17 protein-coding genes, 1 other RNA gene and 1 pseudogene are annotated in these 17236 nt (G+C 46.9%); 4 read left to right on the top strand and 15 right to left on the bottom strand.

The window, feature by feature from the left end:
- Window positions 1-34: 34 nt before the first annotated feature.
- The 9 genes and pseudogenes from HP398_RS28485 to rnpB form a co-directional block, all read right to left on the bottom strand.
- On the bottom strand, window positions 35-349 hold the full coding sequence (locus tag HP398_RS28485) for a hypothetical protein (protein ID WP_017247852.1): 315 nt from the start codon (window positions 347-349) through the stop codon (window positions 35-37).
- 89 nt (window positions 350-438) lie between these two features.
- A complete protein-coding gene (locus HP398_RS28480; protein WP_173624294.1) occupies window positions 439-2481 on the bottom strand; it encodes a molybdopterin-containing oxidoreductase family protein in 2043 nt (680 codons plus the stop codon).
- 91 nt (window positions 2482-2572) lie between these two features.
- Window positions 2573-2785: pseudogene (locus HP398_RS28475) on the bottom strand (DUF418 domain-containing protein); the annotation flags it as partial.
- A gap of 180 nt (window positions 2786-2965) precedes the next feature.
- Complete coding sequence (locus tag HP398_RS28470; RefSeq protein WP_173624293.1) at window positions 2966-3646, bottom strand: hypothetical protein; 681 nt, start codon at window positions 3644-3646, stop codon at window positions 2966-2968.
- 144 nt (window positions 3647-3790) lie between these two features.
- The gene (locus HP398_RS28465) at window positions 3791-3976 is read right to left on the bottom strand and encodes an ankyrin repeat domain-containing protein (RefSeq protein WP_254476431.1); all 186 of its coding nucleotides are present in this window, start codon (window positions 3974-3976) and stop codon (window positions 3791-3793) included.
- A 183-nt stretch (window positions 3977-4159) separates the two neighbouring features.
- Window positions 4160-4645, bottom strand: coding sequence for a MarR family transcriptional regulator (locus HP398_RS28460; protein WP_017247848.1), 486 nt, complete (start codon window positions 4643-4645; stop codon window positions 4160-4162).
- 97 nt (window positions 4646-4742) lie between these two features.
- A complete protein-coding gene (locus HP398_RS28455) occupies window positions 4743-6254 on the bottom strand; it encodes a monooxygenase (protein WP_173624292.1) in 1512 nt (503 codons plus the stop codon).
- 163 nt (window positions 6255-6417) lie between these two features.
- Entirely contained in the window at window positions 6418-8769 is a 2352-nt protein-coding gene (locus tag HP398_RS28450; RefSeq protein ID WP_254476430.1) for an S-layer homology domain-containing protein, read from the bottom strand.
- Window positions 8770-9033: 264 nt separating this feature from the next.
- Window positions 9034-9422, bottom strand: an RNA gene (rnpB, locus tag HP398_RS28445) — RNase P RNA component class B.
- Between the two features lie 116 nt (window positions 9423-9538).
- Between rnpB and HP398_RS28440 the strand changes: the two genes are divergently transcribed.
- Entirely contained in the window at window positions 9539-9847 is a 309-nt protein-coding gene (locus tag HP398_RS28440) for an iron-sulfur cluster biosynthesis family protein (protein WP_017247844.1), read from the top strand.
- A gap of 13 nt (window positions 9848-9860) precedes the next feature.
- Window positions 9861-10394, top strand: coding sequence for a gamma carbonic anhydrase (locus tag HP398_RS28435; protein ID WP_007724325.1), 534 nt, complete (start codon window positions 9861-9863; stop codon window positions 10392-10394).
- Window positions 10395-10448: 54 nt separating this feature from the next.
- Here HP398_RS28435 and HP398_RS28430 read toward each other — a convergent pair whose 3' ends face one another.
- Both HP398_RS28430 and HP398_RS28425 read right to left on the bottom strand, forming a co-directional pair.
- A complete protein-coding gene (locus tag HP398_RS28430) occupies window positions 10449-11168 on the bottom strand; it encodes a class I SAM-dependent methyltransferase (RefSeq protein WP_173624291.1) in 720 nt (239 codons plus the stop codon).
- A gap of 164 nt (window positions 11169-11332) precedes the next feature.
- Window positions 11333-12016, bottom strand: a complete 684-nt coding sequence (locus HP398_RS28425; RefSeq protein ID WP_173624290.1) for a DUF1385 domain-containing protein — start codon at window positions 12014-12016, stop codon at window positions 11333-11335.
- A gap of 78 nt (window positions 12017-12094) precedes the next feature.
- Between HP398_RS28425 and yfkAB the strand changes: the two genes are divergently transcribed.
- Window positions 12095-13210, top strand: a complete 1116-nt coding sequence (gene yfkAB / locus HP398_RS28420; RefSeq protein ID WP_017247841.1) for a radical SAM/CxCxxxxC motif protein YfkAB — start codon at window positions 12095-12097, stop codon at window positions 13208-13210.
- Between the two features lie 31 nt (window positions 13211-13241).
- Window positions 13242-13496, top strand: coding sequence for an alpha/beta-type small acid-soluble spore protein (locus HP398_RS28415; RefSeq protein ID WP_007724320.1), 255 nt, complete (start codon window positions 13242-13244; stop codon window positions 13494-13496).
- Window positions 13497-13498: 2 nt separating this feature from the next.
- On the opposite strand, the gene HP398_RS28410 is transcribed toward HP398_RS28415, so the two are convergent.
- The 4 genes from HP398_RS28410 to HP398_RS28395 all read right to left on the bottom strand — a co-directional run bounded on the left by HP398_RS28410 (window position 13499) and on the right by HP398_RS28395 (window position 17097).
- On the bottom strand, window positions 13499-14908 hold the full coding sequence (locus tag HP398_RS28410; protein ID WP_173624289.1) for an MDR family MFS transporter: 1410 nt from the start codon (window positions 14906-14908) through the stop codon (window positions 13499-13501).
- Between the two features lie 181 nt (window positions 14909-15089).
- Window positions 15090-15278, bottom strand: a complete 189-nt coding sequence (locus HP398_RS28405) for a hypothetical protein (RefSeq protein WP_017247839.1) — start codon at window positions 15276-15278, stop codon at window positions 15090-15092.
- Window positions 15279-15377: 99 nt separating this feature from the next.
- Window positions 15378-15725 carry a LysM peptidoglycan-binding domain-containing protein gene (locus HP398_RS28400; protein WP_017247838.1) on the bottom strand — a complete coding sequence of 116 codons (348 nt, stop codon included), beginning with the start codon at window positions 15723-15725 and terminating at the stop codon, window positions 15378-15380.
- A gap of 151 nt (window positions 15726-15876) precedes the next feature.
- The gene (locus tag HP398_RS28395) at window positions 15877-17097 is read right to left on the bottom strand and encodes a metal-dependent hydrolase family protein (RefSeq protein WP_017247837.1); all 1221 of its coding nucleotides are present in this window, start codon (window positions 17095-17097) and stop codon (window positions 15877-15879) included.
- Window positions 17098-17236: the final 139 nt, after the last annotated feature.

Raw genomic sequence — 17236 nt, 5'->3', positions numbered from 1 at the left:
CTTTTTTTATGGTTTGTTTGGCGCTTCTAAAATTTCATAGGTTGGGGGCCATAAACTCCTCAGCTACCTTAATATCTTTTGCAAGCAGTAACTCTGGATATTTTCTGTCCACTCTCTTTATGCATTCGATAAAATCCTGACTGTTAACTCTTGCTGAGATATCCTCAAAAATTTCACTAAGCCAATACGCTTCTTGCTCTGTGCAAGTATCGAAGAACTTGATGGTTTCTAGAACATTGGCACTCAGTATTTCAGTCAACTTTCCCCAAAATTCATTTACTTTCGGATCATTCAGGTGAAGTTCTGAACGTTCTTTAATCAGCCGCTTTATTTGATTGGAATCAAGCATAAAGAAACTTCCTCCCCTGTTAGTGTTCCGCTACATTCACGAAAAAATGGAGCAGCGAGTGCCCTGCTACAGTCGGGCACTCGCTGCTTTTATCGAATAATCTTTTCCACATCAACACGTCCAGAGAAAAACGTCGCGCCTCCGCCCATATCCGCGATTCGGTCCGGTGTGAGGGCATTTACATAATGCTTCGGACCTTCGTTGTCTGCCCATAAGCCTTGGCTCACGACGACACCCGAGAGAACATTTTCACCCACAGCCGCTACGAGCTCGCACTCTCCCCGCTCATTCCATATGCGGACCGTATCTCCATCACAAATGTCTAGAGCACCAGCATCCGCCACATTCATGTGTAAACGAGGTATTTTTTCCATCTTCTTATGTTTTTCATTATTCGAGAACGTGGAGTTCAAATAATTGTGATTGGGCCCTGGGACAAATAAATACGGGAAATCCCCATCATTCACCAATGGCGTGTACGTAGGTAATGGGGGCAGCCCTCGTTTTGCCATTGCTTGCGAGTAAAGCTCAATTTTTCCACTTGGGGTGGGAAGGTGTTCCAAAAAGAAAGGTTCCATATTGGCTTTGGCATATTGTTTTTCGACCAACGTTTCATATGTGATTCCTTCCAGATGCGGATTGCCGTGCCCTACCAACGCCTGTCTGACCATCTCTGTGTCACTGTCTTGAAAAACAGATTCGTCATATCCCATGGCAGCAGCCAGCAAGCGGAAAACATCCGTGTTGGACTTGCTCTCTCCAAATGGGGCGATCACCGGCTGCTGAAGTTGAATGTAATGATGCCAATACGACGTGTAAAAATCAGTATTTTCATAAGAAGATGTCGATGGCAAAACGATATCGGCATAAAGAGCCGTCTCCGTCAAAAATAAGTCATGTACGACCGTAAACAAGTCCTCTCTTGCCAGGCCTTGCCGCACTTTGTTTCCCTCCGGTGCGACAATGGCTGGATTACTCGTATAGACGAAGAGCGATTTCACCGGTGGATCTGTATCGAGCAACGCCTTTCCAAGTTCATTCATGTTGATGACTCTCGTCTGTTTATTTGCCAACAAATCTGGTCGCTGCACGGCAAGCTTGTTGTGCTCCAGGAAACCTTTGTTCCCTTTATTGGCCCCACCGCCTTTGACAAGCCACTGCCCTGTCAGGGCCGGAAGACAAGCAATCGTCCTTACACACATTCCACCATTGTCGTGATGCTGAATGCCATTTCCAATGCGAACAAAGGAGGGGGATGTCGTGCCATACATTCTCGCCAATTTGTAAATATCGTCGATAGGGACACCCGTTATGGCTGATACGGTAGCAGGATCGTACGTCTGTACATGCTCCCTGAGCTCTTCATGTCCTACCGTATACTTCTCCATAAAGGCTGAATCCACCAAGTTTTCAGCAAAAAGCACATGCATGATACCCAAAGCCAAAGCTGTGTCTGTTCCGGGTAAAATCGGGATAAACCAATCAGCCCATCGACCCGTCTGATTTTTATGGACATCAATCACGACGATTTTCGCCCCATTTTTTCGAGCCTGTTCCGCAAGCACCACTTGATGCATGTTGGTGCTAACCGTATTGATCCCCCACATGATGAACAGCTTGGTATGAACGGTGTCTTCCGGATCTGTTCCAAAGGCTCCGCCCATCGTGTAGCTGTACCCTACAGCCCCTGCACTGTTGCATATCGTACGATCAAGTTGACTAGCCCCCATACGATGGAAAAAACGGCGATCCATTCCTTCCACACTAATCCGCCCCATGTTTCCGTAAAAGCTATAAGGCAAAATACTCTCGGGACCGTCTGAGTCGATCAAGTCACGCCAGCGTTCGGTTATGGTAGTGATGGCTTCCTCCCAACTGATTCGAACAAACTCCCCGCTCCCTTTTTTGCCAATACGCTTCAACGGATGGGTGAGTCTCTTGGGATCGTAAATGCGCTCTGTCATGTTGCGGACTTTGTTGCAAATATTCCCCTTCGTCACCGGATGGTTCGGGTCCCCTTCAATTTTGACGATTTTCCCCTCTTTTTTATGAAGGAGCAATCCACATTGGTCCGGGCAATCAAGTGAACAGACTGCTGGAAAAACTCCGTTTTCCTGGGTCGTATAAGTCATGGAGGTTCCCTCTTTCTCATAACTGTAACTAGCTTTTTACGCTATTATAATCGATTGAAAAAAGAAGGTACTACCCCTGCTGAATGAGAAGTTACTGATTTTTATTTACCAATCGTCTCATTACGATTTCTAATGGGCCGTTCAGCTTATGTTTTTCTAAAATCGTGGCCAATAGCAGAGAAAGCATCCAAATACCCACGGCAATCAAGGCAGCTATTCCGTTACTAACATGTCCCCCTAAATCAAGTGCTACTGGTGACAAGAAAAGAACAAGCATCGCTTCATTCCATACAAAGAAGGTTAATTTACAAAACACTTTTGTATATAAGGAAGGTGTAGACTTATTTTACTATGATCTTCCTTTTGTCTAAAAAAACTATTCCGAAAAGGTACCTTGTCGGAATAGTTTAATGTCTTATCGAGGGATCACTATCGGTCCCCCACAGTTAGCGGTTGAATAAAAGTACAGCGACACAAATTTACGCTATCTTCTTGGATACGACTGCGGTGCGAGTCGTTGTTGATCCTTTTTTACAGGAGGTACATACGGTTCAATAGTCACTGGAATACCAAGTCTCTGTTTGTGTTCGTCCAACGTCGGAGTATCAGGATATATGTTGTCTCGAGTAATTTTGAATGGTTCTTCGAATTTTCCCCTATACGGATTATATTGGAGGGGCATATTGAACGACCCACCGCCGTAGCTGCTCGTCGTTGTATAGGTCGTCTCTTCATAATGTATCCTAGTTGGTTCAACTGTAAAGGTCATCTGAACGTCTGGACCATCCGATTGTCTCGATGATTTGGAAGGCTTTTTGACCGTTTTCTTTGGTTGCTTTTTTGATGCCGTCTGTACGGCCTTTGTCGATGACTGCTTTTTCGCTTCTGTGCCAGGCATGCTTGCTACCAACTCTGATGGGGTTGACTGAACTACTGGTTGTTCAACCGGATACGCCGATACATTGGGTGGCCTCGTCCCTTGATTGGCTAAATCCATAACCGGAGTCGAAACTGACAAATGCGAAGCCGAAGCCGTTTGCGGTGCTTTTTGGACATTCTTCGCGTTTTTCTGATCGGCTTTTACTTCTTTAATCAACGTTGGCCACAGGTATGCATTGAAACCTAGCAACGCTACCATAAGCGTGATTCCTGCTACTTTTTTCATTATCACATTCTCCGTTGCTGTTTGATTTGAAGTGTAAAAAGTATGAGAACTATAGAACTATAATATGGAAATTATACGTTATCAGGCTAATGATTTCCAGAATAATAGCCTGAACCCTATTTCTACGCTTTAACAAACGCTGTTCTAATCCTGGATATATGCTTCTAGTAATGCAATCATTTCACGATTCCCCAACATTCTTGCCTCTGCGATTGGGGTCCCCAACTTGGTTGGGTGTTTAGGAGCATACTGTGTTGCAAGTATCGGATCGGCTCCGTAATCCAATAATAGCTGTACAAATTCTAAACGGTTGTCCTGAACTGCACGCATTAGGGTCCATCCCAGCTTTCAAAAATAAACGTAGCCTATCTTTATGATTATTCTTGGTGATAATTATGTTTCTTGAACCTATGTTACTAGATCAACGAGACAAACCGTTTCAGTTGTCAAGAGGCCCCCGAGAACAATGAAAAGGGCCCCATCAGTGTGATGGCGCCCCTTTTGTCTACGAGTTTAGAAATCCCAATCCAGCAAGTCTTCCAGCAGTTCGCGGGAAAATGCTAATTGCTCAGGTGTGTATTTATCCAGAAAGCGCATAAATCGCTGTTCAATGTCCTGATGCATCCGGTGATGAATCTTATACAGCTTTTGTCCCTTTGCCGTTAGCCGATAGTACACTTCTTTCTTATTATCAACCAGCTGTTGCCTTTTAATGAAATCAAGCTTCCATAGCTTCTTGCTAATTCGGGTTATGGACCCTTTCGTTAAGTTGACTTTTTCCGAAATCGTGGTGACATTGATGGGACCATGATCCCCGATACAAGCAATGAAATGAATTTCAGATAGCGTAAGGTTTAGCTTCATCCCCATCTCGGATTCCAGCATCTGCATCTCTTCTGCCATTCGCGCAGTCAATTTGCTTTCTCGCAGCTCTTGCTGCGTGACTAGCTGAATATAAAGCTGTATGATCCTCTGCTTGGAAAGCTCTGTGCTTTGCATATCATGTCTCCTAGATAACCATCTCCTCTCCATTATACACTGATTGTTTCGAGAAAAACAATTTCATTTTGTTTTGCACGAAACAATCCTGTTGCAATCAATCATGTCCGCACCAGTGGATGACTCCTTTCCGAATCGCTTCCATCGGATTAGACTCCTCCTGGGAAACTGCCCATGCGATATATCCATCCGGTCGAATCAACGCTGTATGCACGTCAAGCCAATCAGCAGCCCCCTTAGCAAGCGACGCGCGAACTACATGGACATGCTTGTATTTCGACCAATCTAAAGCAGCGTCCAATCGTTCATCCGAGTCAAAATGTAGCAAGAGGAATGAACCAGAATGAAAAAGCTCGTATGCATTCTGGCACTCACCGTTCTCCAGATGCAGATTCAGCTCTGTAAAACGTCGACCGTTCAATACATGCGGCTGCGTCTCTCCATTCGGTTCATACTGGACATGGAAGGCAGAGATTTGGGTAGCCAGCCGATAATTTGCCTCAGGTATTTGCAGCAGGTTGGACAGCATATTCCTCAAAGCTATGACGGATGGAGAGAATTCCGAACTACCGAACAGCAGCGATTGCACCTGTGTATTTGTTAGCAATTCAGTATTGATGGGGAAACGCTCCATATGATAGCTGTCCAACAGCCAATCCGGTGCCCAGCCTTTTAATTGGGCCGCCAGCTTCCAACCTAGGTTGATTGCTTCTTGCAGACCAACGTTCATCCCCTGTCCACCAGCTGGAAAATGAATATGCGCTGCATCTCCCGCCAGGAAAATTCGTCCCTCCCGATAACGCTGAGCCTGCAAGGTCGCATTGCCAAAACGAGTCATCCAAAACGGATCGGAAATCCCCAAATCGTCTCCAAGAATACGCAGTAAACTAGCACGCAGTTCCTCCAATGAAACTGGTTCTTCCTTTGGCACTGCCATTCGCTCCGGATCGATCAACACCACCCGATGCATCCCTGCTGGCAAGGGTACAATCATGACCAAACCTTGCTCATTAAAGTAGGAAGGAATTCCTGATTCCGGCGGATTTTTCAAAACGACATCCCCTTGCATAGCCGTAAAAGTCGCATTCTTACCGATAAACGGAATGCCTGCCTGCTTGCGGACAATGCTGGCAGCACCGTCTGCACCGACCACATAGAGTGCCGTCAGCACAACCTTTCCATTCGGACCGACAGCCTCAACCTCAACCCCATGCTGATCTTGGTGTACGGCCACTACCTCCTCTTCCCTGCGTATTTCCACCCCAAGGCTTTTTGCCCACTCCTCTAGTACCTTCTCCGTGTCATGTTGGGGAATAATCAGTGTGTAGTTGGAGGAAGAATCTAAGACAGAAAAATCCAAGCGTGTATCCAGTGCTGCAAAATGCCCTGTCGTAATCGGCTTTCCTTTATCAAGTAATTTCGTTTTCAACCCGCGCATATCCAGGATTTCCAGTGTGCGTGGATGTAAAGTGAGCGCCCGTGAATAAGGGGTTGTTTCCCTTAAGCGCTCAAGCACGCATACCTTCACTTTGGCCAACGCCAGCTCTGCAGCCAGCATCATTCCAACTGGTCCACCGCCAACAATAATCACTTCATAATCGAATCGCATGAGAACCACTCCTTGTTTTTTTGTTTTGCGCGAAACAATTTGAATATATCACATCCTCTTTTAATTGAAAATGTTTTTCAATTAAATACTTACTAAAGACTATCCTACAAATGAAAAGGCGACCCCTTCTCGAATCGAGCAAGAGATCGCCTTTTTTATTTTCTTATCGTTTGGCTACGACAATCACATATACGTAACCTTGATCGTTTGTCCACAAATCCACTTTATCCTTGGAGGAAAGATCGCTTTCTTTCAAGTCATTACCGTTGTAGTATTTGATCTTCGCGTCTTCTGTCATCTTCAAGCTCGTCGATACATCATTGAAGAATACGTATTTGTCTTTGTTCACACGGGATTCAATTCCGACGAAACTCACGTTTTCCTTCGCCAGCTTTCCACTGACGGAAGCAGCAATGACATCGCCGTCACGATCAAGGGTCAATGTCACGTACTCAAATTGATCGACGTCTTCAATCGCATCCTCATCCGTTACATCGTACGTCTTGCCGTTAACCTCAACTTTCGCGGAAGTCACCTTGCCGTCATCGTTTCGAACCTCAACAGAATCAACCACGCCGCTTACTTTCCTAGGCGCACCTGTAACGGCCTTTACTTTGCCAGCGTTATTGAGTGTCAGCGTGTACTCGGTGTCGTTGGATGCTGCATCGCTGTCAATCGTGACGCCGGACAAGAGCTCATACACTTTCCCGTTCACGGTAATTTTGGAACCGGATTTTTTCGTCACGTAGCCTTTTACGGTTTGCTTTTCCAATGTCAGCTCCACAATGTCATTCGTGCCGACGTTGTATTTCCACGTAAGGATACGGTGGTCATTAAACTGATCGGTTTTAATCGTCGTTGGAGATACGGAGCTGCCATCTACAGTCAGCTTCGCATTGGTCAAGATGTCGTAGGTTTTCCCGTCGATTTTCACAGTTGCCAGTTTTCCTGCTTGATATGCGGTTGTGTCTGAGACCAGCTTGTTCGTAGCTGCACCTACACCCTGCTCTACTTTGATCAGATTTCCATTCTTGTCAAACGTAAGAACTGCAATTTGACCGCTCGTCAACTCATCTAGTTCATCTACTTCGTCTTCGTCTACGAACAACTCGGTATCTTCATGCACCTCGTAATTAACGCTGCCAACGCGAATCCGGTTCTTGTCTGTATCAACGGTGATAGTATCCGTGAGGCTCAGCTTTGTGTAAACAAGCTCAGATACTTTGCCGTCCACGTTGAGTGTCAGCTCGACTAAGTCATCTTTTTCGATGTCAGAGAACGAAGCACTTGTTTCTTTTGCTTCTGGATGCGCCTTGCCTTTGATCGTTGCTTTGGAATCCAGAACATAGGTCGTACCGTCTACTCTTAGTTCATTCTTCGAGTTGGAACCGCTCACGGAAGATACTTTTTCCACAATTCCTTTTGTCGTGTTGTCGCTAATCGTGATGGACTTGATCTTGCCATTGTCGCCGACGACTGCCACAAACTTTTGGCCGATGTGAGAGCGGCTTACATTTACGCCATCTTCTACTTCCAAAACGACTTCTCTTCCATTAACGATTGCCTTGAATTTCTTCTCATCGCCTACAGCCGTTGTAAAATTAAGGCCAGTCTTCACGATTCCTTCGACGATTTCGGAGTCAGAAGTAACAACGGTGAGGAACGCCACTCGGCCGTTTTTCGCAATGTATTCCACCTGCGCGCCTACGACCAGATTGCCGTATACTTGCGCGGAATCAGCTATTTCGATTTCTTTGTTTTGTCCGACTAGTTTCAGCTTTTTGTCAGACTTGTCATACGAAGCAACTGCACCCTTTACTACTGGCAGCTTCTGAATGGTTCCTTTTGCATTGCCATCTTTGTCATAGTAAGCGCCGCTTGCGTATACAGGTGTTTCCATAAACTTATCTGTATACTTTGCCACAATATCACGCGGAGCTGCTGCTGTCGGTGTTTCTTTTGCATCGTAAATACCAGCTCTGTCTGCTTCCAGTAAGTACGGGATGTACCACTCGCTTGAAGCTGATGGACGAACGTCGATCTTCAAGCCTTGAACGTATACGGTCAGTGCTTCCGCAATTTTTACGTTGTTGTTAGGTTTGAATGTACCATCCGGATAGCCCTTGATGATGCCTTGCGATACGGCTAGATTGATATAGCCTGTCGCCCAGTGATCTGCAGGCAGGTCTTTAAAGGCTGTCTTTCCTTGCAAGAGCTTTGCTTGTGCATCTGTGTACCCGAGTGCCAACACCGCAACTTTGGCGAACTCCGCTCTCGTCACTTCTTTATTCGGCTTGAACGTGCCATCGGTATACCCTTTTAACACACCAGCATAATTCAATGTCAGAATCGCGTCTTTATTTACGTTTCCTCCGATATCAGAGAATGGCAGTGCCGTAGCAGCCAATCCGGTACCCGGCAACGCAAGCGATCCAGCCAGAACAGCTGTCGCCAATAATTTTTTAAAATCCTTACTTGCTCGATTCTTTTCTTTTTGCAAAATAAACCCCTCCATCAATGTAACAGTTTTATCAGTTCATTCTCTCCAGCAGACACTCCCATTTGAAGAAATGATGGAATTGTCCGCAGTAGAACTGTTTTCTTCGGCCGAATGCTCTTTTTAGACGACAAGATTTCCGAAAAAGTTTCAGAGCTTGTTCACGGTAAATCATTCCACTGTTCTTCAAACATGGATAGGTAGCGGGTTCACGATATTTCGCAGAACGTAAAAAAACCACCTGAGATCTCAGGTGGTTTTACATTTCATTCCAGCAGGAAATGCTATAAGCCAGGTTCTGTCTCTCCCGTGCTTCAAGCGGGGCAATCCCTCGCACCAAGAGTGGTAGCCATCTATCTATGGCATCCGAAGATACCATCCGTCCTTTCCGTTTGATTCCTTCAGGACGGTTCCCCTACCTAATTTGGGTTTCTCGCTCGCAGGGTTTACCGCGTTCCATCTTTTCTGTCGCCAGAAAAGCTACGTTTCTGTGGCACTTTCAGCGTACTCGGGCCTCAGAGAGAGCCCTTTCCACGCCGTCAGCAAGGTTTGCACCTCACTGCCCTGGCTTGCACCAGGTACGAACACTCCAGGCATCTCAGCCTGGGCGAGCCTGGACTTTCCTCTACCGCCAATCGTCGAAACGATTGCGGCAGCGACTACCCACATTTCCTGCACATCAGAATCAGTAACATTTACTCTATCACATGCCTCATGCATGGTCAACAAGCAGGATTTGGAAGCTCCATTTGTAGTACAATAGAAATGGCTACAAGGAGGTAGGACGATGATAACCATTACTCCAACTGCAGCAGTACGTCTTGCACAAATGATCGCGGAAGAAGCGGATGCTGAACAGCTCGGAATCAGACTCGTCCCGACTACGACGGGTTGTGGTAGCTATACATATAGCATCGCCATTACGGAAGCGGACAAATACGATATTGTCCAAGATATTAGTGGGATTCATTTCTTTTATCAAACGCATGAGATAGACAAGCTCTCCGGGACAGTCATCGACTGCGATCCTGCAACTGGCCGCTTCTCCATTTTCCATCCGCGCCCGATGCAAACAGATTGCTCGCTTACTCATTGATTAGGAGGTTACTATGCTGCTCTTATCATTTGAAAACATCAAACCAAAGATTCACCCTACTGTTTTCCTGGCAAAAGGCTCCGTCGTTTCTGGCGATGTCGAAATCGGTGAGGATTCTTCTATTTGGTATAACACCGTGATCCGCGGGGACATCGCTCCGACTGTCATTGGAAAACGCGTCAGTGTGCAAGACAACAGCACCCTGCATCAAAGTCCGAACAACCCGTTGATCCTCGAAGACGAGGTGACCGTTGGACATAATGCCGTTCTACATAGCTGCGTGGTACGACGCGGTGCATTGATTGGAATGGGTGCGATTGTTTTGGATCGTGCGGAAATCGGGGAAGAAGCCATGGTTGCTGCGGGTGCACTCGTTCCTCCAGGCATGAAGGTGCCTCCCCGCTCGCTTGTTGTCGGCAATCCAGCGAAAGTAAAACGCGAACTTAACGAGGCAGACTTGAAAGAATTCGTACGCATTCGCCAATCGTATGTAGATAAAGGAAAGATGTATCGCCAACTGGAAGAAAGCCCGCTAGAACGGGAATAGGAAAAGGAACAGGGAGGTCGAGGGCGCAAATGCACCTTCTATCCTCCCTGTTTTTTATGATTTACGAATTTCCAAATAATGCGTAGCGCCCACTAAAAACCGAAAGTTCGTCGGTTCCAGACTGGCTGTGTGACCGAACCGTTGTATTTCTTCCATGAGCTGTGGCAGTTTGCTATATGGTTTGCGATCCAATCCGATTAACGGATAGAGTCTGATTCGACCGCCAGGCTGACAAATTCGCAGCAATTCTTTGATCGCGTTCAAGTGAAATTGCTCATCGAACTGTTGCTGGTACAAAAACAAGAAGTGACTGCCAAGCACCAGTGAAAAGTGATCGTCTGCAAAAGGCAATTCCGGTAACAAGCCTGCGAAGTAGCTTTTACCGATGCCTTCATCGGCACGATACGCGGCAATGAATTGCTCCAGTGACCTTTCTCTGTTTTGATGATGCTGGCCAAGCGAGCCGTAATATTCCCAATGAAGGGTGTGTGCGATACCAGCCAGCTTTTGCGTCGATTCCTCGATCTCTCGCTTCCCCTTCGTATAAATCTCTTCAGGCTTCATTTCATAAAGCGGATCGACTGCGATTGCCTCTCGTCCATGTTGGCATGCCTCCGCTGTAAAAGAGGACGCTCCTGCACCGACATCCAGGATCGGTCCCATCGCCAAGATTTCGTCTGAAAGTGAAAACATATCCACATACTCTTGATAGGAACGACATGTCATTGCCACTCCCATTTGCTCGTATACCCCTACATCCTGTTCTTTTCTCATCTCGTCTCAGCTCTCCTCATCTCATATTCCTCGATCCCTTTTCAAAGGAAATGGGATGAGTTGAGCAAATATTACCAAAATACTTTTCAGGATTCAACGTCACAACCAACCTGCGCGTGGAACAAAAAAAGCGGCGTATCCATAGTGGAAACACCGCTTTTTCCTTACGAAGCATTTTGCAATCGATCCACTTCGCGAATGTGCTCAAATAGCATATACGAGCGGATCGCTGTCTCTAAATGAAGCTGATCCGGTTCTTTGGTCGTGCTGTATTTTTGAAAGAAAGCCGATAGCTTGTAAAGAAAACCGAAATATTTACGCACGTAGCGATCCCCGAGCATGCCCACAAGCAGTCCTGCTACCCCGCATGCGACACTCCATTCTAAAGGTAAAAAGAATACGGACAAAATGAACCCCGTAAAAAACCACACGACCAGATTCGTCGAGCAACCGTCATTCACGATATCTGCCCGTTGAATCTCTTTCAGTGCTGCTAGCGACTTCTTACCGCCATAGCTAAACACTTTATGTTCCGCACCGTGAAATTTTTTCATCATTCTCGGAAAAACGAAGTGAAAGCCTGCGATGTATACAGCTACCCACATCGGATCGATGATGGCCCAGTCAGGCTTCACGATCGCTGCCAGTACATAACCAGCAAGGAGGAGGTGAAACAATTGATAGTACCACGGAAAGGAGAAAAATATTCGATACCAGAGCTTCCCAATCGTTTTCAATGTGATTTTTTCCGCCCACATATGAATCACGCCGTCTTTTACTTCCGCGCAAGCCAGCACATTTCGATCATGAAAAAGCACACCGCGTCCAAAAGACATCCCCATAATCATCTCGTTAGCTATTCTCCTTCCGCCCTAATGTCGTTATAATAGGTTGAGTTGTACGCAGAATGAAGGAGGTTTCCACAATTGATCCGCATGGTTCCAACTACATCATTAACACCTTTACACGATCCATGGGAGCCGTTGTTCAATGCGACACCCCCCGCCTATAAACTTACCAGCGTCGAGTTTACTGTAACGAATCTGTGCAATCTCCGCTGTGAGCATTGCGCGGTTGGTGATACATTGCGATACAAAGACGATCCCGCTCTCCCTGTCGATCTCATACTCCGTCGTCTCGATGAAGCAAAAGACCTGCTTACTATCAGTATAACAGGCGGAGAACCGATGTACAGCGAGCGCACCGTGAAAACTGTGATCGCGCCTATTCTACAATATGCAGCAGATCGTGGACTGCGGACGCAAATCAACTCCAACATGTCCATGCCGTTTTCTCGGTATGAGTTGATCCTGCCATACATCGACGTCATGCATATTTCATGGAACTGGTCTACTCCCGAAGAATTCCATGATATTGTTTACGCAAAAGCACGGCAGCCGGTTTCAATCAAAAGAGCGGAAGCACAGTTTCAAGAGATGATGGAAAATGCTCGCAAGCTCTCGGAAGCTGGTGTATTTGTCTCAGCCGAAACGATGCTGAATCATCGCACATGGACAAAGCTCGATACCCTCCATCGTCAGATTCAGGAGATGGGCAGCAAGCGACATGAGGTACACCCGATGTACGCGAGTGATTTTGCCCGTGATCTGGATGTACTTTCACTCGATGAGCTTCGTCAAGCCATTCATCGGATGCTCGATGTACGCAATGAAGATTTGTGGATGCTTTTCGGGACGCTTCCGTTTTTCGCTTGTAGTTCTGAAGCGGCCGACAGGGAATTGATCAGCAGACTACGCTCAGCGAAAAATGTGACGACTCGCAATGATCCTGATGGTCGCAATCGTCTTAACATCAACATTTTCACTGGCGATGTCATCGTGACCGATTTCGGGGATGTAGAGCCATTGGGCAATATTCAAACCGACCAGCTCCAGTCGATGTTTGGAAAATGGCAAGAACACACGCTGAATCAGAAGATCAATTGCTTTTGCCCTGCTGCAGGATGTGCAGGACCTAACCTGCTCGTTGCTAATACTTACTATCAGGAGACTGATTTCACTCTGCGCAAAGCACTCGTCTAATTGGGCACACTAGGGCGTGAGGTGATCTACCATGAGCAGACGCAAACGCCCACTCGTCCCCGAGGCGAGAAAAGGACTGGACGCCCTAAAAGCGCAGGTTGCACACGTTGCTGATCCCGCGCAAGCAAAATTCGAGGTCGCAGAAGAAATTCATGTTCCATTGCAGCCCGGCTACAATGGACAATTAACCTCTCACGATGCCGGTCGAATCGGAGGACGCTTAGGCGGCAGTATGGTCAGAGAAATGGTTCGGATGGCAATGGAAGGCATGAATAAAAAACCGTGATCCTATTGTTTGGGAACCCCGCTATTTGAGTTATGCGAATGGCGGGGTTCTTTGTCGAGCAATCGAGTATTGCCGATTAGAACACTGGCTATCAAACTGATTCCAATTAAAATCAATCCAGTGACAAAGACACCGTGCATAGCTTCACTAAACATCATTCCTGCCCGCATTCGCCATTCTACAATGGTCCCAAACACACTGATTCCAATCGTCCCCCCAATGGAACGAAATAATTGCGATGTCGACATAGCAATGCCCCGATCTTGCGGTTTTACAGCGCTGTGTGCGGCTGTACCAAGTGCCGGATAGATTGCCCCCATGCCTAAACCTGTGACAATCATGTAGCTAACGAGTTGTGTGTTGGTTGTCTCTCCATCAATCGTGCTCAGAAGGAAAAAGCCGGTCGCCATGATGAGTAAGCTGGGAATCAAAATCGCCCGAAATGAAGCTTTTTCCATCCATCTTCCCCCACCCGTCGAAGAAATCGCTGCGGACAGCATGAGTGGCACTAAAAGGAATCCAGCTTCTGAGGGACTCGCACCGCGTACCCCTTGAACGAACAGAGGGATATAGGCGATGGCACCGAACAAAGCGGCACTCACAAAGAATCCTACGAGATTGCCATATCCGATGACCGGAATGCGAAATAGGGAAAGCGGAAGCAGGGGCTCCTTTGCTTTGGTTTCAATCCAGATGAACAAACCGAGAAGGAAGATACCCGCTCCCCCTAACCCGATCTTGTATTCCCTCCCCTCCATAATAAGGGACAGCAGGATGAAAATGATGGCTGCACTCAAGCTAGTCGCCCCATACCAATCAATCACGGGCTTCTTATCATAGTGCCGCTGGTCACGAAAGGCTAGAGCAATGATCAATAAAGCAGTGATACCGATAGGAAGGTTTATAAAAAAGATCCATCCCCACAGCAGATGCTCCACGAGAATTCCTCCCAACGAGGGACCAAGTATACTCGTCATGGCAAAGACAGCTCCGAAAAGTCCTTGAAATTTGCCTCTCTTTTCGGGTGGATACAGTTCACCCACAATGATGAACGCAACCGGCATTAATGCCCCAGCGCCCAACCCTTGAACTCCTCTCGCGGCAATAAGACCCGTCATGGAATTAGCCATGCCGCACAGGAGAGATCCCACAAGAAACAGAAACAAACCGATCACATACATTTTTCTCGGTCCAAACAAGTCCGCCATTTTCCCATAGATGGGCATGCTCGTGGTCGATGTGAGCATATAAATGGCGAACACCCAGCTATAAAGAGAAAGACCTCCCAGCTCTTTGGTAATTGTCGGCATGGCTGTTGATACAATCGTCTGATCCAACGATGACAAGATTAGCCCCATCAGCACTCCACTCGTAACCAATCCTACGCGACGCTTTTCCTTTTTCAACTCCATCACTCCCCTTTTTTGAAGTCAGTTGATAACAGCTCCAAAAATATAAGGGAATTTTTAGAAAAATAGTAGACTTTTTCTTTCTGATGAGTTATTCTGATGATAGAGTCTGCCCCTAAGAACTACGAATAAATCATAAATAAAAACCGCCTCCATTATGGACGCGGTTTTCTTGTTTTTCCATTCATCTCAGCTTGTCGAGCTTTTTGGCACTTGCCTTACGAGGTCCAAGCATCGCCTTTCCTATGTTGCCCACTTTGTTTACAGAGTCAAAAACTTGGTCGATCACATCCACCAGTTCCCGAATCTGCACCACTTTTCCATAGACGCCCATGAAATGGTGTCGGACGTTTTTTCCATTTAACCCTAGCATGGCCGCACCTCCTCTTAATCCTCTCGTATCACTTTATGCAGGATCAGGCGAAGAGGAAATAGGATGTGTGGAAAATTATTCGGCCCTCTATCCGGCTGCTTAGCGTGGGCGAGGCGTGCCGGTCGGACGTGGGCGCGGAGGTTGTGTCGGCGTAATGGCCCGCTCTAGACGAGTGACACGGTTCTCCAACCGATCTACTCGATTATCCAGCCTGCGAAAATCTTCGCGAAGCGCATCTACTCGATTCTCCAGTCGATTCAAACGACGCTCGACATCCCCACCAGGAGCTGGTGTCGGAGTCGGAGTAATCGGGATATACAAATTTTGACCAACGTAAATGTAGTAGGGATAGGCGATATTATTCACGCGGATCAATTCCTGAACGGATACACCAAAACGAGCCGCAATGCTGTTTAACGTATCCCCCGAACGGACTACATAGTTCACGAATCTCACTCCTTTTTTTCTGTGATCATTCGTTATTAACCTATGCCCGCCCTGGTACACGCGCAATAAACCAATACCCATTTTCGCAAAGAATAGTCAAACACCCAGTACAAACGCCGTTACAAACCTGAAAGAACAAGGCTCAGTCCCATCAACACTTGGAATAGACAGTCACACCTTCAAGAAACACTTCTTCCACTTGCTTCAATACCTCAATCTCTTGTAGTGGATCCCCTTTTACCACAAGCAAATCTGCAAAATAACCTGGCGCTAACGTACCGATCTTGTTCCCTTGGTCCAGCACCTCAGCAGCGTTTTGGGTAGCAGCCTGGATCGCACGAATTGGCTCCATTCCTAGCTCCACCATCAGCTTGATCTCTTCTGCCACAGGGGTAATCGGATAGCCTTCCAATACGATATCCGTACCCGTAGCGATCTTTACGCCTGTATTTATCAATTGCACGAAGTTCTCCCGGTACGCCTTTTCCGATTCGATGAAAAAGGCTCCCTGCTCGATAAGCCCTTCGCTCAATATGCCTTGATTCGCCTGTTGTTGCTCATTCCAAATATGTTTGTAATAATCAGCAATCTGGAAAAAGGTGACCATGGTCGGTACCCATACCAGTCCTTTTTCTTTCATCTGTTCTGCCTGTTCGACGGTCATAAACGTCGCATGCTCGATCGTATCAAATCCCGCATCAATCGCCATCTGGATCGCAGGTTGGATCGAGGCATGCACACAGCATTTCCGTCCCAAACGATGCGATTCATCAACCGCCGCATCCAGCTCCTCTTGCGTGAACTCCGGCGTTGGTGTACGGTGACTCGTCATGAGCTTGATCCAGTCGGCTCCTGCTCTCACTTGTTCACGCACGGCTGTCCGCACTTCCCACGGACCATTTGCTTCTCGCAAGGCACCCTCTAATTGCCAACCGTGCCCCCCGGTCATAATAATCCCTTGGTTGACCTGAAAAAGACGAGGGGAAACAATGAATTTGTTCTTGGCCGCCAACTTCAGCGTACTGCACAATCCATCTGGTGCTGCTACATCGCGGATCGTCGTAACCCCCAAGGAAAGTGCCTCTTTCAAGTTCGCTGTCGCAAGTAAAGCCACCAGTCCATCGTTGTTGCGATACTCAGCGGAGTCTGGTTTACTCCACCAATACCCGATATGAACATGTAAATCGATTAAGCCTGGCAAAATGGAGCATCCGCTGTACCGCTTTACCTCTCCTTCCGAAATGGAATCCGTAAGCTCTGATTCTGTCCCCACTGCGACAATTTTTCCTCGCTCATCCATCCCAACAACGCCTTGTTCGATTACATGCTCTCCATCTCCGATAATAACGCGATCAGCAATCAACCATTTCATTTCTGTCCCCCCTGTCAAAAATGAAAATCCATCTGTCCGCAATCCTGGTTAGTCCCTCGAAAGTTCATCATGCATCCAACCTTTTCCTCCTTGTTTCTTGGCCTTGTAAAAAATAAAAAAACCTCCGGCTACACAGAAG

Origin of the sequence: Brevibacillus sp. HB1.4B (assembly GCF_013284285.1) — a bacterium.
In the GTDB taxonomy this organism is placed as follows: Bacteria; Bacillota; Bacilli; order Brevibacillales; family Brevibacillaceae; genus Brevibacillus; species Brevibacillus porteri.
Note: the sequence above shows the minus strand (reverse complement) of the source record. Positions and strands in the feature narration are given on the sequence as shown.

Coding starts and splice junctions, on each gene's coding strand:
- HP398_RS28440 (WP_017247844.1), top strand. CDS start 9,539: ATGATAACCATTACTCCAACTGCAGCAGTACGTCTTGCACAAATGATC.
- HP398_RS28435 (WP_007724325.1), top strand. CDS start 9,861: ATGCTGCTCTTATCATTTGAAAACATCAAACCAAAGATTCACCCTACT.
- HP398_RS28480 (WP_173624294.1), bottom strand. CDS start 2,481: ATGACTTATACGACCCAGGAAAACGGAGTTTTTCCAGCAGTCTGTTCA.
- HP398_RS28405 (WP_017247839.1), bottom strand. CDS start 15,278: ATGCTAGGGTTAAATGGAAAAAACGTCCGACACCATTTCATGGGCGTC.
- HP398_RS28450 (WP_254476430.1), bottom strand. CDS start 8,769: ATGGAGGGGTTTATTTTGCAAAAAGAAAAGAATCGAGCAAGTAAGGAT.
- HP398_RS28430 (WP_173624291.1), bottom strand. CDS start 11,168: ATGAGAAAAGAACAGGATGTAGGGGTATACGAGCAAATGGGAGTGGCA.
- HP398_RS28395 (WP_017247837.1), bottom strand. CDS start 17,097: ATGAAATGGTTGATTGCTGATCGCGTTATTATCGGAGATGGAGAGCAT.
- HP398_RS28460 (WP_017247848.1), bottom strand. CDS start 4,645: ATGCAAAGCACAGAGCTTTCCAAGCAGAGGATCATACAGCTTTATATT.
- HP398_RS28415 (WP_007724320.1), top strand. CDS start 13,242: ATGAGCAGACGCAAACGCCCACTCGTCCCCGAGGCGAGAAAAGGACTG.
- HP398_RS28455 (WP_173624292.1), bottom strand. CDS start 6,254: ATGCGATTCGATTATGAAGTGATTATTGTTGGCGGTGGACCAGTTGGA.
- HP398_RS28425 (WP_173624290.1), bottom strand. CDS start 12,016: ATGATTATGGGGATGTCTTTTGGACGCGGTGTGCTTTTTCATGATCGA.
- HP398_RS28485 (WP_017247852.1), bottom strand. CDS start 349: ATGCTTGATTCCAATCAAATAAAGCGGCTGATTAAAGAACGTTCAGAA.
- HP398_RS28465 (WP_254476431.1), bottom strand. CDS start 3,976: ATGCGTGCAGTTCAGGACAACCGTTTAGAATTTGTACAGCTATTATTG.
- HP398_RS28470 (WP_173624293.1), bottom strand. CDS start 3,646: ATGAAAAAAGTAGCAGGAATCACGCTTATGGTAGCGTTGCTAGGTTTC.
- HP398_RS28410 (WP_173624289.1), bottom strand. CDS start 14,908: ATGGAGTTGAAAAAGGAAAAGCGTCGCGTAGGATTGGTTACGAGTGGA.